General features: G+C 75.0%; 13 protein-coding genes. 10 read left to right on the top strand and 3 right to left on the bottom strand.

Features of this window, described 5'->3' with window-relative positions; translation table 11 throughout:
- Positions 1–17: 17 nt before the first annotated feature.
- Positions 18–1,475: a flavin-containing monooxygenase gene (locus LWC35_RS10875; RefSeq protein ID WP_232869933.1), complete on the bottom strand. Its 1,458-nt coding sequence runs from the start codon at positions 1,473–1,475 to the stop codon at positions 18–20.
- 74 nt (positions 1,476–1,549) lie between these two features.
- On the opposite strand from LWC35_RS10875, the gene LWC35_RS10870 reads away from it, so the two are divergent.
- Positions 1,550–2,191, top strand: a complete 642-nt coding sequence (locus LWC35_RS10870) for a TetR/AcrR family transcriptional regulator (protein WP_232869932.1) — start codon at positions 1,550–1,552, stop codon at positions 2,189–2,191.
- 170 nt (positions 2,192–2,361) lie between these two features.
- Positions 2,362–3,105, top strand: a complete 744-nt coding sequence (locus LWC35_RS10865; protein WP_232869931.1) for a siderophore-interacting protein — start codon at positions 2,362–2,364, stop codon at positions 3,103–3,105.
- Between the two features lie 65 nt (positions 3,106–3,170).
- Here LWC35_RS10865 and LWC35_RS40210 read toward each other — a convergent pair whose 3' ends face one another.
- Positions 3,171–4,709, bottom strand: a complete 1,539-nt coding sequence (locus LWC35_RS40210; RefSeq protein ID WP_232869930.1) for a TLP1 C-terminal extension domain-containing protein — start codon at positions 4,707–4,709, stop codon at positions 3,171–3,173.
- An 80-nt stretch (positions 4,710–4,789) separates the two neighbouring features.
- Positions 4,790–4,921 (bottom strand): hypothetical protein, encoded by a 132-nt coding sequence (locus LWC35_RS39105; RefSeq protein ID WP_269803911.1) that lies wholly within the window; start codon positions 4,919–4,921, stop codon positions 4,790–4,792.
- A 192-nt stretch (positions 4,922–5,113) separates the two neighbouring features.
- Here LWC35_RS39105 and LWC35_RS10855 point away from each other — a divergent pair, with 192 nt between their 5' ends.
- The 8 genes from LWC35_RS10855 (at position 5,114) to LWC35_RS10820 (ending at position 16,559) form a co-directional block, all read left to right on the top strand.
- Positions 5,114–5,851: a response regulator transcription factor gene (locus tag LWC35_RS10855; RefSeq protein WP_232869929.1), complete on the top strand. Its 738-nt coding sequence runs from the start codon at positions 5,114–5,116 to the stop codon at positions 5,849–5,851.
- A gap of 9 nt (positions 5,852–5,860) precedes the next feature.
- Positions 5,861–7,354, top strand: a complete 1,494-nt coding sequence (locus LWC35_RS10850; RefSeq protein ID WP_232869928.1) for a sensor histidine kinase — start codon at positions 5,861–5,863, stop codon at positions 7,352–7,354.
- 502 nt (positions 7,355–7,856) lie between these two features.
- The gene (locus LWC35_RS10845; protein WP_232869961.1) at positions 7,857–9,944 is read left to right on the top strand and encodes a glycosyltransferase family 39 protein; all 2,088 of its coding nucleotides are present in this window, start codon (positions 7,857–7,859) and stop codon (positions 9,942–9,944) included.
- Between the two features lie 75 nt (positions 9,945–10,019).
- The gene (locus tag LWC35_RS10840) at positions 10,020–10,181 is read left to right on the top strand and encodes a hypothetical protein (RefSeq protein ID WP_232869927.1); all 162 of its coding nucleotides are present in this window, start codon (positions 10,020–10,022) and stop codon (positions 10,179–10,181) included.
- Positions 10,182–10,384: 203 nt separating this feature from the next.
- Positions 10,385–11,680, top strand: coding sequence for a bifunctional glycosyltransferase family 2/GtrA family protein (locus LWC35_RS10835; protein ID WP_232869926.1), 1,296 nt, complete (start codon positions 10,385–10,387; stop codon positions 11,678–11,680).
- Positions 11,681–11,709: 29 nt separating this feature from the next.
- Positions 11,710–13,902, top strand: a complete 2,193-nt coding sequence (locus tag LWC35_RS10830; protein WP_232869925.1) for an ArnT family glycosyltransferase — start codon at positions 11,710–11,712, stop codon at positions 13,900–13,902.
- Between the two features lie 93 nt (positions 13,903–13,995).
- Positions 13,996–15,624 carry an AMP-binding protein gene (locus LWC35_RS10825; protein ID WP_232869924.1) on the top strand — a complete coding sequence of 543 codons (1,629 nt, stop codon included), beginning with the start codon at positions 13,996–13,998 and terminating at the stop codon, positions 15,622–15,624.
- A 56-nt stretch (positions 15,625–15,680) separates the two neighbouring features.
- On the top strand, positions 15,681–16,559 hold the full coding sequence (locus tag LWC35_RS10820) for a sucrase ferredoxin (protein ID WP_232869923.1): 879 nt from the start codon (positions 15,681–15,683) through the stop codon (positions 16,557–16,559).
- Positions 16,560–16,670 lie beyond the last annotated feature (111 nt).

Raw genomic sequence — 16,670 nt, 5'->3', positions numbered from 1 at the left:
CGACGCGCTTCGCGGGCCTACGCGACGAGCTCGTGGTGCCCGGGGTCGAGCTTCCGCGTGCGGCGGCGGAAGTCGAAGGTGTACCCGGGCCACAGCGTGCGGTTGCGGCCGTGCTCGTCGAGGTACCAGCTCGCGCAGCCACCCTTGGCCCACACGGCCTTGCCGAGCCTGCGCTGGATCTCGACGTTGAACTCGGCCTGCGACTCGCTGCGGGTGTCGATCGCGACGGCGCGGTGCCGGTCGACGGTCCGCATGGCGTCGAGCACGTAGTTCAGCTGGGACTCGACCATGAACACCATCGAGCTGTGCCCCAGCCCGGTGTTGGGCCCGACGATCGTGAACAGGTTCGGGAAGCCCGCCACGGTCGTGCCGAGCAGGGCCTCCGGACCCTCCGCCCAGGCGTCGGCCAGCTTGACGCCGTCCCGCCCCGTGATGTTCATCCGGGCCAGGCCGTCGGCGACCTTGAAGCCGGTGCCGAAGATGATCGTGTCGACCTCGTGCTCGGTCTCCCGGCCCGCGGCGTCGACCGTGACCACGCCGGTCTCGGTCACGCGGGCGATCCGGTCGGTCTCGACGGCGACGTTGTCCCGGCGCAGCGCCGGGTAGTAGTCGTTGCTCATCAGGATCCGCTTGCAGCCCATGGTGAACGTCGGCGTGACCTTCTTGCGGAGCTCGACGTCGCCGGCGAACACCGTGCGCAGGTAGGCGAGGCCGAGGTGCTGCACCACCTTCATGACCGTGGGGTGCAGGAAGCCGAGCACCAGCGCCTCGTGCCGCCAGTACAGCGAGAGCCGCTGGAGCCGCTGCAGCAGCGGGAACCGGCGGAACGCCCGGCGCGTGCGCTCCGGGATCGGGCGGTCCGGCTTGGGCAGCACCCACGGCGCGGTCCGCTGGAACAGCGTCAGGTGCCCGACCTCGGGCGCGATCGCCGGGACGAACTGGATGGCGCTGGCACCGGTGCCGATCACCGCGACCCGCTTGCCGGCGAGGTCGTGGGCGTGGTCCCACTGCGCGGAGTGGAACGCGGTGCCCCGGAAGCGGTCCAGGCCCTCGATCTCGGGCACCGCGGGGTCGTGCAACGCGCCGGTGCCGAAGAGCACGTACCGGGCACGGATCGTCTCGCCGCCGCTGGTGCGGACGTCCCACGCGCTGCCGTCCCACTCCGCGCCGGTGACGTGGACACCGAACCGGATGCGGTCGCGCAGCCGGTACCGGTCGGCCGTGGCCTCGAGGTAGGCGCGGATCTCCGGCTGGCGCGCGAAGGTGCGCGTCCACTCGGGGTTCGGGAAGAACGAGAAGGAGTAGAGGTGCGACTCCACGTCGCAGGCGCAGCCCGGGTAGACGTTGTCCCGCCAGGTACCGCCGAGCGTCTCGCCCTTCTCCAGGATCAGGAAGTCCCGGCGACCCGCCTCGTCCAGCTTCACCGCGGCGCCCAGGCCGGCGAACCCGCTGCCGACGATCAGGGTGTCCAGCATCTTCGCTCCCCTCCGGTGGGTGTTACCGCCGGTAACTTACCACGGGTAACTAAGCCGGGGGTAGGGTCTGCGGCATGGAGACGAGCGCGGCGTCCACCCCTGCCGCCTCGCCCCGCAGGCGGGTCTCGCGGGCCGAGCGGGAGCGCCAGATCCTCGACGCCGCCGTCGCGGTCTTCGCCGAGCGGGGCTACGCCAACGCCTCGATGGACGCCGTCGCCGAGCGGGTCGGCGTCACGAAACCGGTGCTGTACACGCACTTCGGCTCCAAGGAGGGCCTGCTGCTGGCGTGTGTCTCACGGGCGCGCACCGAGCTGCTGGAGGTCACCTCCGAGGCCGCGTTCACCGCCGAGGGCCCCGAGGACATGCTGCGCCGCGGCACGCTCGCCTTCTTCCGGTTCCTCGACGACCGTGCCCCCGCCTTCACGTTGCTCTACTCGGAGGCGAGCATCGCCGCGGAGGCGGTCGAGGCGATCCGCGCGCAGCAGACGGACTTCATCGCCGGGCTGCTCGGCGTCGCCGCGCCCGACACCGACGCGCTGCAGCTGCAGGGCTGGGCCCAGGTGATCGTCGGGGCGTGCGAACGGCTCGCGGTGTGGCGCAAGCGGGACCCGCGGGTCACGGCCGAGCAGGCCACGGAGTACCTGATGGAGCTGGCGTGGAGCGGGTTGGCGGGGAGAACCGACCGCAGTAGGGATGTGCGCAGTACGGATCCATAACGCGGCCAGGAGCGGCTCCCGAGCGCAGTACGGATCCACAACGCGACCGGGAGCGGCTCCCGAGCGCAGTACGGATCCACAACGCGACCGACAGCAGCCCCCGACCGCAGTACGGATCCATAGCGCGGTGGGCGCGGGGGTCCAGGCGCGTTGTGGTTCCATGGTGCGCCGTGACCACGACCGCCCCCCGGCTGCTGCAGGTCAGGCGCAGCACCCGGGTGACCCCGAAGATGATCCGCGTGACCCTGACCGGCGAGGAGCTGGCCGGGTTCCCGGGCGCGGGGCCGGACCGGCGGATCAAGATGTTCTTCCCGGTCGAGGGGCAGGACCGGCCGGCCGTGCCGCGCGCGAGCACCGGCGGCCCCGTCTGGCCCGCGGGTGAGCCGCGCCCCACGATCCGGACCTACACCGTGCGCCGCTTCGACCCGGCCGCCGGCGAGCTCGACGTCGACTTCGTGCTCCACGACGGGTACGGCCCGGCCGCGGCGTGGGCTCAGGACGCCGCGCCGGGCTCGTGGGTCGGGGTCTCGGAGCCCGGTGGGCGCTGGGTGCCGGACCCGGCGTCGGCCTTCCACGTGGTGATCGGCGACGAGTCGGCGCTGCCCGCCGTGGCGACGGTGCTGGAGGCGCTGCCCGCCGACGTGCCGGCGCTGGCGATCCTCGAGGTCGCCGACGCCGGCGAGGAGCAGGAGCTGCCGGGCCGTGCCACCGTCACCTGGGTGCACCGCGGCACCGCCCCGGCCGGGGAGCCGCTGGTGGCGGCGGTGCAGGCGGCGACCTTCCCCGAGGGCGAGGGGCAGGCCTGGCTCGCCGGCGAGTCCGCCGCGGTGAAGGAGATCCGCGCGCACCTGCTCGGCGAGCGGAAGCTGAACCGCCGGGCCGTCTACGCCACGGGCTACTGGCGGGCCCGTTAGGCCCGGCCCACCGCAGCCGGGGGCCTGAAGGTCCACGGGCTGCTGCGCCCGTCGGCCGGTGTCGGTCAGACCGGGTCCACCTGGATCCGGTCCCCCACCGGGCGCACCCGCACCTCGCGCCCGACCACGGCTTCGCCCGCCGGCTCCGACGGCCCCGCCGGGAACACCGTGAGCGCCTGCGCGCTGGCCGCGTCGCCCTCGGCGGTGCAGCCGGCGAGGCGGCGGCCGTCGGCGGTCCGGGCGACCAGGAACCCCTGCGCGGGATGGCCGTCGCGGTCGTACTCGACCGTCGCGGCCTCGATCCGCACCGGCGCGTCGGCGACCTCGGCGACCGGGCAGGGCGCCGGGCCGGGCACGGCGGTGTCGTGCGGCTCGGGGTCGCCGATGTACCCGTCGACGTGCCGCTCCCGGCCGAGGACGACGGCGTGCTGGCGGGTGAGGTACCCGCCGTTGGCGTGCACGAGCGCGGTGCCCGCCCCGTCCCGGATGCGCTCGGCGCAGGCCGCGAGCGAGTGCAGGGTGTAGGTCGAGAGCGGCCCCCCGAAGGACGAGTGGCCGCCCGTCGCGCCGGCGAGCGCGCTCGTGGGCAGCCCGAGGTAGCGGCTCGCGAGCCGGGGCACCACCGGGAAGCAGGAGTAGACGTCGACGAGGTCGACCGCGTCGGCGGCGAGGCCCGCGGAGGCGAGGGCCCGGTCGAGCGCCGAGCACAGCGCCGGCGAGCCGGTGAGCACGGGCCGGGCGAGGACGTCGGCGGCGTCGGCGGCCCCCGCCCCGCCCCAGACGTGCACGAGCCGCTCCTCCGGCACGCCGTGCTCCAGGGCGACGGCCTGCGAGGTCAGCAGCAGCGCCGCGGCCTGGTCGACCAGCGGGAACGCGTTGACCGCGAGGGGGTAGGGCTCGCAGATCATCCGGTTCTCCGGCCCGACGCGCAGGATGTCCGCCGGTTCCTTGGCCGCCGGGTTCCAGGCGATCGGGTTCTTCGCGGCGACCTCGCTCAAGGCCGCGAAGACCGCGGCCCCGGAGGCCATCGTCTCCGCCGGGGTCTCGCCGACGGCGTGCCCGAAGGCCGTGTCGACCATGGGGTAGACCCGGGTCGGCAGCACGAGGCCGGCGGCCTGCATGGCGGGGCTCCCGAGGTCGTCGGGCCCGATCGGGGCGACGCCACCGGGTTCGGTGGTCCAGCCGAGGTCGGGGCCCGGGTCGACGCCCGCGCGTTGCAGCACCCCCAGCGACGCCGAGGCCTCCCCGCCCGCGACCAGCTCGATCCGGGACTCTCCCGCCGCGATCCGCGCGGCGGCGGCGTCGACGAGCGCGGCCGGCCACTGCCCGCCGACGGGCGCGGCGAAGGTGCGCGCCGGGCTCGCCGCCAGCCGCTCGGCGAGCAGGGCGGGCAGGTCTGCATAGGCCCAGCTGGCGACGTGCGGGACGGTGATCGCGTCGACCTCGCGGAGCAGCCGGGTACCGCTGCCGCAGGCGTCGGCGGCGGCCGCGTGCACGGCGTCGGCGATCAACCGGAGCGGCTCGCGGGCCCCCGCGACGGTCCGGTCCCGGTTGGCCAGCACCTGCCCGACACCGACGACGACCGGCGACCTCTCCGCGTGCACCGGCGAAAACTAGTACAGGGCGGCCCGGCCGGCCGGGCCGGGACCGCCCCGTGATCGAACCGTGGGCCCGAGGGGCTCCGTCAGCCGGCGCTCGTCGTGTCGCCCGGGCCGGGGCCGAGGGCGACGCAGGCCGCCATCGCCGCCTGCCAGGTGGCCGGGTCGACGCCGGGCGGGGCGCTGCATGCCACCCGCGTCGCCGGGAGGAGGGACATCGCGTGCTCCTGATCCGGCGGCGGAGTGAGGGTTGGGGGGAAGCGGCTTCCGCGACCGGCGCCCACCGCGTCGACCGCCCCTGTGTGCGCGGCGCCATGCCGCGGGCCGTGTGCGGGGCGGGCTCCCCGTCTCACAGCCGGCGCACAGGGAGCGCCCACCGGCGCCACAGCCGCGCGGGCGAGGCTCCTACCATGACCGAGGTGACCGAACAGTCCGCACCACTCCGCCGCGGCGACGGCAGCCCCGTCCGCGTCCTGGTGGTCGACGACGAGGCCACCCTCTCGGACCTGCTGTCGATGGCGCTGCGCTATGAGGGCTGGGAGGTGCGCAGCGCGGGCGACGGGCTCACCGCGGTCCGGACCGCGCGGGACTTCAAGCCCGACGCGGTCGTCCTCGACATCATGCTGCCGGATCTCGACGGGCTCGAGGTGCTGCGCCGGCTGCGTGCGGACAGCCCCGAGGTGCCGGTCCTGTTCCTCACGGCGAAGGACGCGGTGGAGGACCGGGTCGCCGGCCTGACCGCGGGCGGCGACGACTACGTCACCAAGCCGTTCAGCCTCGAGGAGCTGGTCGCGCGGCTGCGGGGGCTGCTGCGCCGGGCCGGGATGACGGCCGCGCGGCAGGGCTCCGAGCTCGTCGTCGGCGACCTGGTGCTCGACGAGGACAGCCACGAGGTGCGCCGCGGCGACACCGAGGTCGAGCTCACCGCCACCGAGTTCGAGCTGCTGCGGTTCCTCATGCGCAACCCCAGGCGGGTGCTGTCCAAGGCGCAGATCCTCGACCGGGTGTGGCACTACGACTTCGGCGGCCAGTCCAACGTGGTGGAGCTGTACGTCTCCTACCTGCGCAAGAAGATCGACGCCGGGCGGGCGCCGATGATCCACACCGTGCGCGGGGCCGGGTACGTGCTCAAGCCCGCCGCGGGGTGAGGACGAGCCATGGCCGCACGGGTGACCGACCGGGTCGTGGCGCGGAGCCGGACGCTGCGGGCCCGGCTCGTGGTCACCGTGCTGCTGCTGATCGCCCTCGCCTGCGCCGTCATCGGGGTCGCGACGGCGATCGCGTTGCGCAGCTTCCTCTACCACCGCCTCGACGAGGACGTGCTCGGCGGCGCGGCCCGCTTCCAGTTCTCCCGCTACGAGCCCGCCCCGCCCGGTGTGACCCGGGCCGACGCCTTCCTCGGCCCCGCGCAGAAACCCGGCACGCTCGGCGCGGTGGTGCGCGGGGGCGTCGTCGACCAGGCGGCGGTCACCGACCGGCGGGGCTCCTCGCGAGCGGTGCCCGAGGCCGACGTCGCCCAGCTCGCGGCGCTGCGTCCCGGTGACCACCCGCAGACCGTGGCGCTCTCGCTCGGCGAGTACCGCGCCGTGGCCGTGCCTGCGCCCGACGGCTCCGTCCTGGTGCTCGGGCAGCCCGCGCAGGAGGTCGCGGACGTCGTCAACGGGCTGGTCGTGATCGAGCTCGTCGTGATCGGGGTGGCGCTCGGCGGTGCCGCGATCGCGGCGACGGTACTGGTCCGGCGCGAGCTGCGGCCGCTCGAGGAGGTCGCGGGCATCGCGGCGAAGGTCTCCGCGATGCCGCTCGACCGGGGCGAGGTCGAGCTGGCCGCCCGGGTCCCCGAGATCGACGGGCGCACCGAGGTCGGTCAGGTCGGGGCGGCGCTGAACCGCATGCTGGACAACGTCGAGGGCGCCCTCGAGGCCCGCCAGGACAGCGAGACCCGGCTGCGCCAGTTCGTGGCCGACGCCAGCCACGAGCTGCGCACCCCGCTTGCCGCCATCCGCGGCTACGCCGAGCTGACCCGCCGCGACGGCGCCGCGCTGCCGGAGGGCACCACGCACGCGTTGACCCGCATCTCGTCGCAGGCCGAGCGGATGAGCACGCTCGTCGAGGACCTGCTGCTGCTCGCCCGTCTCGACGCCGGCCGCCCGCTCGAACGCGCGCCCGTCGACCTCACCCGGCTGGTGCTCGACGCCGTCTCCGACGCCCACGCCGCCGGCCCCGGCCACCGCTGGCAGCTGGACCTGCCCGAGGAGCCGGTCACGGTGCCCGGCGACGCCTCGCGACTCACCCAGGTCCTCACCAACCTGCTGGCCAACGCGCGCACCCACACCCCCGAGGGGACCGAGGTGACCGTGGGCCTCCGGGCGGCCGACGGGGTCGCCGTGCTCAGCGTGGTCGACACCGGTCCCGGCATCCCGGCCGAGCTGCAGCCGCACGTGTTCGAGCGCTTCGCCCGCGGTTCCGCCGGTCGCGCCCGGGCGGTCAACAACACCGCCAGCACCGGCCTCGGCCTGGCGATCGTCGACGCCGTCGTCGCCGCCCACGGCGGGCGGGTCGGGTTGGAGAGCCGCCCGGGCCGCACCGAGTTCCGGGTGACCCTCCCGCTCGCTCCTGCTCCCGCGGTCGCCGAGGCGCCGGCGCGGGTGTAAGGCGCCACGGGAGATCGTTCCGAGGATCGCGGGAGGGCTGCCCGCACAACCGTGTTGTGACGCTCGCGCGGCCGGATCAGCCAAGATCGATCCGAGTGGCACGGGACTGCCGCCCACACTGCGACCGCGTGACGGTGACCGTGATCAAGGGCAAGCGGCACCGATCTTCACCGAGGCACTCGCCCCCCTCCCACGAGGGCGCCGAGAAGATCGTTCCGCGAGTTACCAGAGCGCTGCCCGCACAACCGTGGTGTGACGCTCGCGCGGCCAGATCAGCCAAGGTCGTTCCGGGTGGCACGGGACTGCCGCCGACACTGCGACCGCGTGACGGTCGCCGTGATCAAGGCCAGGCGCCACGGGCGATTCCTGCGCGGACCTTCCTTGATCACGGCGGAGGTGGCGCTCACAGCCGGCGCACAGGTGCGGCACCGGAGCACCACAGCGACGCCGACCAGCGTCGGGCAGCGTGACGAGCTCCCTGACGCGCCCCGTCGATTCGCCCATGGCCCCGGAGCCACCCCCGCGTCGGAGGCGGACGCTGCCGGAGCGGGCGTCGGTCGCGGTGCTGCTGGTCGGGACCGGGTTCCTCTACCTGTGGAACCTCTCGGCCTCCGGCTGGGCCAACGCCTTCTACGCGGCCGCGGCGCAGGCCGGCGGGGCGAGCTGGAAGGCCTGGTTCTTCGGGTCGTCCGACGCCGCCAACGCGATCACCGTGGACAAGACGCCCGCGGCGCTGTGGGTCGCCGGGCTGTCGGTGCGGATCTTCGGGCTGAGCAGCTGGAGCATCCTCGTCCCGCAGGCGCTGATGGGGATCGCCGCCGTCGGGGTGCTGTACGCGACCGTGCGGCGGACCTCCGGGCACGCCGCCGGCCTGCTGGCGGGCGCGGTGCTGGCGCTGACTCCCGTCGCCACGCTCATGTTCCGGTTCAACAACCCCGACGCGCTGCTGGTGCTGCTGCTGGTCGCCGCGGTGTGGGCGACGCTGCGCGGGCTCGAGCGCGGGCACGGGCGGTGGCTCGCTCTGGCCGGCGTGTTCCTCGGCCTCGGCTTCCTCACCAAGATGCTGCAGGCCTTCCTGATCGTCCCGGCGCTCGCCGCGGTGTGGCTGCTCGCCGCGCCGACGGGGCTCGGACGACGGATCCGGGACCTGCTGCTCGCGGGCGTCGCGCTCGTCGCCGCCGCGGGGTGGTGGGTGCTGGTGGTGGAGGTGTGGCCGGCTGCGTCGCGGCCCTACATCGGCGGCTCGCAGAACAACTCCGTGATGGAGCTGGTGCTGGGCTACAACGGCTTCGGCCGGCTCACCGGCGACGAGACCGGGAGCGTCGGCGGCGGGGCGGGCGGCGGCTGGGGCCGGACGGGCATCGGCCGGCTGTTCGGGTCCGAGATGGGCTCCGAGGCGGCGTGGCTGATCCCGGCGGCGCTGATCCTCCTGGTGGGGCTGTTGTGGCTGACCGCCCGCCGGCCACGCACCGACCGCGTCCGCGCCGCAACGATCGCCTGGGGCGGCTGGCTGCTGATCACCGGGCTGGTGTTCAGCTTCATGGCCGGGATCATCCACCCGTACTACACGGTGGCGCTGGCCCCGGCGATCGGCGCGCTCGCCGGCACGGGCGCGGCGGAGCTGTGGCGGATCCGCACCACGACGACGGCGCGGGTCCACCTGGCCCTCGCGGTCGCGGTGAGCGCGGCCTGGGCCTTCGCGCTCCTGGGCTCGTGGTTGCCGTGGCTGCGCTGGACGGTCCTCGCGCTCGGCGTGCTCACGGCCGGGGCGCTGCTCGGCGTGCACAAGCTCCCGCGGCTGCTCTCCGCCGGCGTCGTGTCGGCCGCGGTGCTCGCCTCCCTCGGAGGGACCGCCGCATGGTCGGGGGCGACCGCCGCCCAGCCGCACAGCGGCGCGATCCCCAGCTCAGGGCCGTCGGGCGGCGGGATGCGGGGTCCGGGCGGGATGGCCGGACCCGGCGGCGGGTTCCGGGGCACCGGCGGCTTCGGCGGTCCCGGCGGTGGCCTGCGCGGCGGGTTCGGCACCGGGCAGGCGACCAACGGACAGGCACCCAACGGACAGGCACAGAGCGGACAGGCACCTAGCGGGCAGGCACAGCACGGACAGCCCGGCGCCTCCGGCATTCCCGGCGGCACGGCCGGCGGCGCAAGGACCCCACGGACCGCCGGCACCGGCTTCGGCGGCATGGGCGGTGGCTTCGGCTCCCTCCTCGGCACCACCACCCCGCCCGCAGCGGTGACGACGCTGCTGCAGGAGGACGCGTCCGAGTACACGTGGGTCGCCGCGGCCGTCGGCTCGAACGCCGCGGCGGGCTACCAGCTGGCGGCCGACGCCCCGGTCATGGCGGTCGGCGGCTTCAACGGCACCGACCCCGCCCCCACCCTCACGCAGTTCCGGCAGGACGTGACCGAGGGGCGGATCCACTGGTTCGTCGGCGGCGCCGGCTCCGACGCCCGGGGCTCGAACACCGGGGGCAGCGACGCGGCCGCGCAGATCGCGCAGTGGGTGCAGCGGAACTTCACCGCGCGCACGGTCGACGGCGTCACGCTCTACGACCTGACGAACGCCACCACCTCCCCCACGCCCTGATCCGGCCGCACTCGGAGGGCGGGATCCCCTGCGGGACCCGCCCTGCGCGAGCTGCTCGCGTTCCTCGTCGACCGGATGCTGCACTCCATGGTGCCGCGGTACGTCCGGGTGGCCGACGCAGTGCCGCGCACGCCCACGACGAAGGTGCAGAAGGCCCTGGTGCGGGTCGAGGGGTCGGCGGCCGCCTGGGACCGTGAGGCGGCCGGGATCCGGGTGCGGCGCGAGGCGGTCCGGTAGGCGCGGCGAGGCCGCACACAGCTCGCGCACAGGTCCGGCACACGATCGGGACAGGCGACGGCGGGATCGTCGCGCCCATGAGGCCTGCTCCCTGCCCCGACCGCGACCGTGTGACGGGCGCGACACCGGATCGGGTCCGCTCCACAGCGGAGGCACAGGCCGACCACAAACCCGCGACAGGCCCGGACCCGATCGTCGTCGGCATGAGCCCCGCCGTCGCCGACAACAGGACCGAGAACGCGCCCGGGAACGCCGCACGCGGCGGCCGGCGCGACCGCACCGTGCTGGACATCGTCGTCCCCGTCCACAACGAGGAGAACGACCTCGAGCCCTCGGTCCGGCGGCTGCGCGACCACCTCCTGCGCAGCCTCCCCTACTCCTTCCGCATCACGATCGCCGACAACGCCAGCGTCGACACGACCCCGCTGATCGGCGCCCGGTTGGAGGCCGAGCTCCCCGAGGTCCGGCTGGTCCGGCTCGAGCAGAAGGGCCGCGGCCGGGCCCTGCACACCGTGTGGTCGGCGTCCGACGCCGCCGTGCTCGCCTACTGCGACGTCGACCTGTCCACGGACCTCAACGCCGTCCTCCCGCTCGTCGCCCCGCTGATCTCCGGGCACTCCGACCTCGCCATCGGCACCCGGCTCGGCCGCGGCTCCCGGGTGGTGCGCGGCGCCAAGCGCGAGTTCATCTCCCGCTGCTACAACCTGATCCTCCGCAGCACGCTGCAGGCCGGGTTCTCCGACGCGCAGTGCGGGTTCAAGGCCATCCGCGGCGACGTCGCGCGGCGGCTGCTCCCGCTCGTCGAGGACACCGGCTGGTTCTTCGACACCGAGCTGCTGGTCCTGGCCGAGCGCGCGGGGCTGCGGATCCACGAGGTCCCCGTGGACTGGGTCGACGACCCGAACTCCACCGTGGACATCGTCGCGACGGCGACGGCCGACCTCAAGGGCGTCTGGCGCGTCGGCCGCGCGCTGGCCACCGGCGCCCTCCCCATCGTCGAGTTGCGGGCCCAGCTGGGTCGTGCACCGCTCCAGCCGTCCGTGGAGGGCGTGCCGCGCGGGCTGCCGACCCAGCTGGTGCGGTTCGCCGCGATCGGCGTGGCGAGCACGCTCGCGAACCTGGTGCTGTTCCTGCTGTTCCGCACGTTCATGGGCCCGATCTGGGCGAACGTCGTCGCGCTGCTGCTCACCACGATCGCCAACACCGCCGCGAACCGGCGGCTGACCTTCGGCGTCCGCGGGCGGGAGGGCGTCGCCAAGCACCAGTTCCAGGGTCTGATCGTGTTCGGTCTCGGGCTGGGCCTCACCACGGGGGCGCTGGCCCTGCTCGGGGCGCTCGTGCCGGGCGCCCACCAGAGCCTCGAGGTGGTGACGATCATCGGCGCCAACCTGGTCGCGACCGTGCTGCGGTTCGTCCTCTTCCGCGCGTGGGTGTTCCGCGGCCGGACCCGCACCGCGGCGGGCGAGCCGGCCGAGATGCCCTCCGAGATCGCCGCCTGACCACTGCGCACCAGCACCGAAAGGCAACCGTGACCACCACGCTCCACACCGACACCGACACCGACACCGGGGCCGCCCGCCCCCCCGCGGACGGCTCCGGCCCCCGACACACCGCCGCTGCTCCCCGGCGTCGGTGGCACCGCCCGGCGTACGCGCTCCTGCTCGTCGGCACCGCGGTTCTGTACCTGCAGAACATCGCGATCTCGGGCTGGGGGAACTCCTTCTACGCCGCCGCCGTGCAGGCCGGGACGCAGAACTGGACCGCGCTCTTCTTCGGCTCGCTCGACAGCGGCAACGCGATCACGGTGGACAAGCCGCCGGCGTCGCTGTGGATCATGGCGCTCTCCGGGCGGCTCTTCGGGTTCAGCTCGTGGAGCATGCTGGCGCCGCAGGCGCTGATGGCGGTCGCGTCGGTCGCCCTGCTCTCCGCGGCGGTGAGGCGGGTCGCGGGTCCGGGTGCCGGACTGCTCGCCGGGCTGGTCCTGGCGCTCACGCCCGTCGCGGTGCTGATGTTCCGCTTCAACAACCCCGACGCGTTCCTCGTCCTGCTCCTGGTCCTCGCCGGCTACTGCACCGTGCGGGCGCTGGAGAAGGCGTCGTGGCGCTGGCTGCTGCTCACCGGGCTGGTCCTCGGGTTCGCGTTCCTGGCGAAGATGCTGCAGGCCTTCCTGGTGGTGCCCGGCTTCGCGTTCGCGTACCTGTGGGCGGCCCCGACGACGATCGGGAAACGGATCCGCGACGTCCTGGTGGCCGGGGTCGGGATCGTCGTCGGCGCGGGCTGGTGGCTGCTCGCGGTGGCGCTCTGGCCGGTGGACGCGCGGCCGTACATCGGCGGTTCCACGAACAACACCCCGCTCGAGCTGGCCTTCGGCTACAACGGCCTCGGCCGGATCTTCGGCGGCGAGGGCAACCGCGGGGGCGGCGGCTTCCGCGGTGCGGAGCGTGCGTTCGACCGGGGTGCAGGCGGGTTCCCCGGGGGCGCCGAGGCGGCAGGCGGTTTCCCCGGGGCACCCGGCGGCGACATGCCCGGGGGCGGCCCCGGCGGCGCCATGTTCGGCGGCGGAACCGGCCTCGGGCGGCTCTTCAGCACCTCCTTCGGCACGCAGATCTCCTGGCTGCTCCCCGCGGCGCTGATCCTGCTGGTCGCGGCCCTGTGGTTCACCCGCCGGGCGCCACGGACCGACCGCATGCGCGGCTCGTTGCTGCTGTGGGGTGGCTGGACGGTCGTGACCGTCCTGGTGTTCAGCTTCATGAGCGGCACCATCCACCCCTACTACTCGGTGGCGCTGGCGCCGGGCATCGCGGCGCTGGTCGCGCTCGGCGGGCGCGAGGTCTGGCGGGCCCGCGACACCTGGACCGGCCGGGGGGCGCTGGCCGTGACGTCGGCGGTCACCGCCGTGTGGGCGTTCGTGATGCTCGGCTGGTCGCCGACCTTCCTGCCGTGGCTGCGGTGGGTGATCCTCGTCGTCGGGCTGGTCGCGGCGGCGGCGGTCCTGATCCCGGCCGGGCGCCGGCGTTGGGGGGCCGCTGTGGCGGGTGCCGCCGTGCTCGCCGGCATCGCCGCCCCGACGGCGTCGGCCGCGGTCACCGCGGGCACCGCGCACACCGGGTCCATCCCGTCCGCGGGTCCGGCGGTGGAGGGCGCCGAGGGCGGCTTCGGCGGGATGCGCGGCGCCGGCGCCCGGTTCGGCGACCGCACGGACGGGCGGGCGGCGGAGGGCACCCAGGGCGCCGTTCCCGACGGCACCCACGGCGGCGTCCTGCCCGACGCGACCGCCCAGGGCTTCCCCGGTGGCACCTTCCCGGGCGGAACCGCTCCGGACGCCACGACGCAGCCGGGCGGTGGCTTCGGCGGACCCGGCGGCCCCGGTGAGGAGTCGGTCGACACCGAGCTCGTCAGGCTGCTGCAGAACGCCGGCACCCGCTGGGCGGCGGCGACCACGGGCTCCCAGGGTGCGGCGTCGATGGAGCTCGCCTCCGGCGCGTCGGTGATGGCGATGGGCGGCTTCATCGGCGCCGACCCCTACCCCACGCTGCCGCAGTTCCAGCAGTACGTCGCGAACGGCGAGATCCACTACTTCGTCGCCGACGGCGGCATGAGCGGCGGCCCCGGCGGCCGGGGCGGCGTGTCCTCGGAGATCACCAGCTGGGTCGAGCAGCACTACACCGCGACGACCGTCGGGGGTCACACGGTCTACGACCTCACGGTCCCGAAGGCCTGACCTGCGGCGTCGCCGCCCGTGCGCGGTCGGTGGTGCCCCGGCACCGTCGACCGCGCACAGCGGTGCGGGTGCGGGCACGGTTGAATGGCGCCCGTGAGCGACCGCCGGACCCCCTCCCTCGCCGACACCCTCGGCCCGGCCGCCGCAGGCCTGCGCCAGGCGGCCACCACGACCCTCGGCACGGGCCGTGCCCTGGTCGCGCTGACGCGTTCCGGCGTCGTCCGGCCGATGCGGCCCGATCGGCTGGCCGGCACGCTCGCGGGCCTGCTCCGCTACCGGCTCACGCTCGCCGGCGGCTATGCCGTCGCCGCGGCCCGCCACCCCGACCGGCCCGCGATCGTCGACGAGTCCGGCACGCTCACCTACGCCGAGGTCCACGCCCGCACGGACGGCCTCGCGCGAGCGTTCAAGGACCGCGGCGCCGCCGTGCGGACCCGGGTCGGCGTGCTGTGCCGCAACCACCACGGCGCGATCGAGGCGATGGTGGCGTGCGCGAAGCTGGGCGCGGACGTCGTACTGCTCAACACCGGTCTGCCCACCGGCCAGCTCGCGGAGATCGCCGAGGAGCTGCGGCTGCGGATCGTCGTGGCCGACGACGAGTTCCGCGACCGGATCCCCGAGGGCCTCACCGTGATCGGCGAGGGCGAGCTCGACGCGCTCGCCGCGACGCCGGGCCCGCCTCCCGGGCGTCCGGTCGAGGAGGGCCGGGTGATCGTGCTGACCTCCGGCACCACCGGCACGCCGAAGGGCGCGCAGCGGCCCCCGATCTCGAACATCGCCCCCGCGGCGTCGATCCTCTCGGTGATCCCGCTGCGGGCGGGCGAGCCGACGCTGCTGGCCGCCCCGCTCTTCCACACCTGGGGCAACGCCGGCCTGCTGCTCACCCTGCTGCACGGCGGCACGGTGGTGCTGCGCCGGAAGTTCGACCCCGAGGACTTCCTCGACACCGTCGCGGCCGAGCGGATCGAGGTGGTGATCGCGGTGCCGGTGATGGTCCAGCGGGTCTTCGAGACCGGGCAGCCGTGGCGCGACCGGCACCGCCCGCGGATCGTCGCGGTCTCCGGCTCGGCGCTGCCGACCGGGCTGGCCCAGGACTTCATGGACCGCTACGGCGACTGCCTCTACAACCTCTACGGCTCCACCGAGGTCTCGTGGGTGAGCATCGCCTCGCCGCGCGACCTGCGCGAGGCGCCGGGCACCGCGGGGCGTGCGCCCGTCGGCACGGTCCTGCGCATCCTCGACGACGACGGCCGCGGTGTCCCGCCGAACACCGACGGCCGCGTCTTCGTCGGCAACGACCTGCCGTTCGAGGGCTACACCCGCGAGGGCCAGGACATCGAGCGGCAGGACGGGCTGATCGGCACCGGCGACGTCGGACACCTCGACGACGCCGGGCGGCTCTTCCTCACCGGCCGGGGGGACGACATGATCGTCTCGGGTGGCGAGAACGTCCATCCCGGACCGGTCGAGGACCTCATCGCCGCCGACGACGCGGTGCGCGAGGTCGCCGTGGTCGGGGTGCCGGACGAGAAGTTCGGCCAGCGGCTCGCCGCCTACGTCGTGCTGCGCGAGGGCGCGTCCCTCGACGAGGACGGCGTGCGCGCCCTGGTCAAGGAGAAGGCCGCCCGGTTCGCCGTCCCGCGCGACGTGGTGTTCCTCGACGAGCTCCCGCGCAACCAGACCGGCAAGGTGGTCACCAGAGAGTTACCGGGTGCCGACTGACCGCATCGTGCGAGGTCACCCGCGCGATTTAGGGTCGCCTAAGGTAGGGTCCCGGAATGGCCGGCAGGACGGACACGCGCTGCTCCGCACTCGCGCGTGCGCTCGCCGAGCCGCTCCCGGGCACCGCCCCCGTGGGCGACCGGCTCGTGTGCGTCGAGCACCTCGGCGCATGGCCGCGGACCGTCGACCGGCACCCGGATCCCGCCGTCGCGGGGCTCGCCGAGCGGGCCCGCGCGGCCGGCCGACGACTGCTGCTGATCCGGCGGCCCGGGCGTCGTCCGCCGCCGGACTCGCCGCGCACCGTGCTCCTCGCCGACACCGGTCCCGGGGCCCGGCGGGTCGGGAGGTTCGTCGTCGACGGGCCCGCGGACCTCGCGTCCGTCCCCCTCGACGACGCCCGCGCAGGCGACCCCGTCACCCGGCCGTTGATGATGGTCTGCACGCACGGCACCCGCGACCTGTGTTGCGCGGTCGACGGGCTCGCGCTCGCCCGCGGGCTCGCCGAGACGGAGACGGACGAGATCTGGGAGTGCTCCCACCTCGGCGGGCACCGCTTCGCCCCGACCGCGCTCGTGCTGCCGACCGGCTACCTCTACGGCCGCCTCGACCTCGCCTCCGCGATCGAGGCGCGCAAGGCCGCCGGGCAGGGCGAGGTGGAGCACGGGCACTGCCGCGGCCGCGCCGCATGGGAGCCGGCCGGGCAGGTCGCGGAGCTGGCCGTGCGCGCCCGGACAGGGCTGCGGGACGTCGACGCCCTCCTCGTCGCCCGGATCGACGGCCCCGACGTGCTGGTCGCCGGGCCCGACGGCGCCGCCTGGGCCGTGCGGGTCGAACCGGTCCCCGGTCCGGGACGCCCGACGTCCTGCGGCGGCACCCTCGAACGCATGGCCCCCCTCGTGGCCGCCGAGATCCGGGAGCTGGCCCGGACCCGCTGAGGGGCGCCGCCCCGTCCGTCTGCTCGGGCGCACGATCGCGATCCCGGCCGGCGCCTCTTTCCCGACGCCGCAGTCGGCCTTCTCCCCACCGCCCCTCCACCGGTGCGGCCG

The organism is Pseudonocardia kujensis (genome assembly GCF_021283305.1).
Classification (GTDB): domain Bacteria; phylum Actinomycetota; class Actinomycetes; order Mycobacteriales; family Pseudonocardiaceae; genus Pseudonocardia; species Pseudonocardia kujensis.
The sequence above is the reverse complement of the archived record's forward strand: the minus strand, read 5'-3'. Positions and strand labels throughout refer to the sequence as shown.

What these genes read in the sequence shown, in the direction of transcription:
- LWC35_RS10875 (WP_232869933.1), bottom strand. Translation starts at nt 1,475, where the DNA reads ATGCTGGACACCCTGATCGTCGGCAGCGGGTTCGCCGGCCTGGGCGCC.
- LWC35_RS10870 (WP_232869932.1), top strand. Translation starts at nt 1,550, where the DNA reads ATGGAGACGAGCGCGGCGTCCACCCCTGCCGCCTCGCCCCGCAGGCGG.
- LWC35_RS39105 (WP_269803911.1), bottom strand. Translation starts at nt 4,921, where the DNA reads ATGTCCCTCCTCCCGGCGACGCGGGTGGCATGCAGCGCCCCGCCCGGC.
- LWC35_RS10855 (WP_232869929.1), top strand. Translation starts at nt 5,114, where the DNA reads ATGACCGAGGTGACCGAACAGTCCGCACCACTCCGCCGCGGCGACGGC.
- LWC35_RS10850 (WP_232869928.1), top strand. Translation starts at nt 5,861, where the DNA reads ATGGCCGCACGGGTGACCGACCGGGTCGTGGCGCGGAGCCGGACGCTG.
- LWC35_RS10845 (WP_232869961.1), top strand. Translation starts at nt 7,857, where the DNA reads ATGGCCCCGGAGCCACCCCCGCGTCGGAGGCGGACGCTGCCGGAGCGG.
- LWC35_RS10840 (WP_232869927.1), top strand. Translation starts at nt 10,020, where the DNA reads ATGCTGCACTCCATGGTGCCGCGGTACGTCCGGGTGGCCGACGCAGTG.
- LWC35_RS10835 (WP_232869926.1), top strand. Translation starts at nt 10,385, where the DNA reads ATGAGCCCCGCCGTCGCCGACAACAGGACCGAGAACGCGCCCGGGAAC.
- LWC35_RS10820 (WP_232869923.1), top strand. Translation starts at nt 15,681, where the DNA reads ATGGCCGGCAGGACGGACACGCGCTGCTCCGCACTCGCGCGTGCGCTC.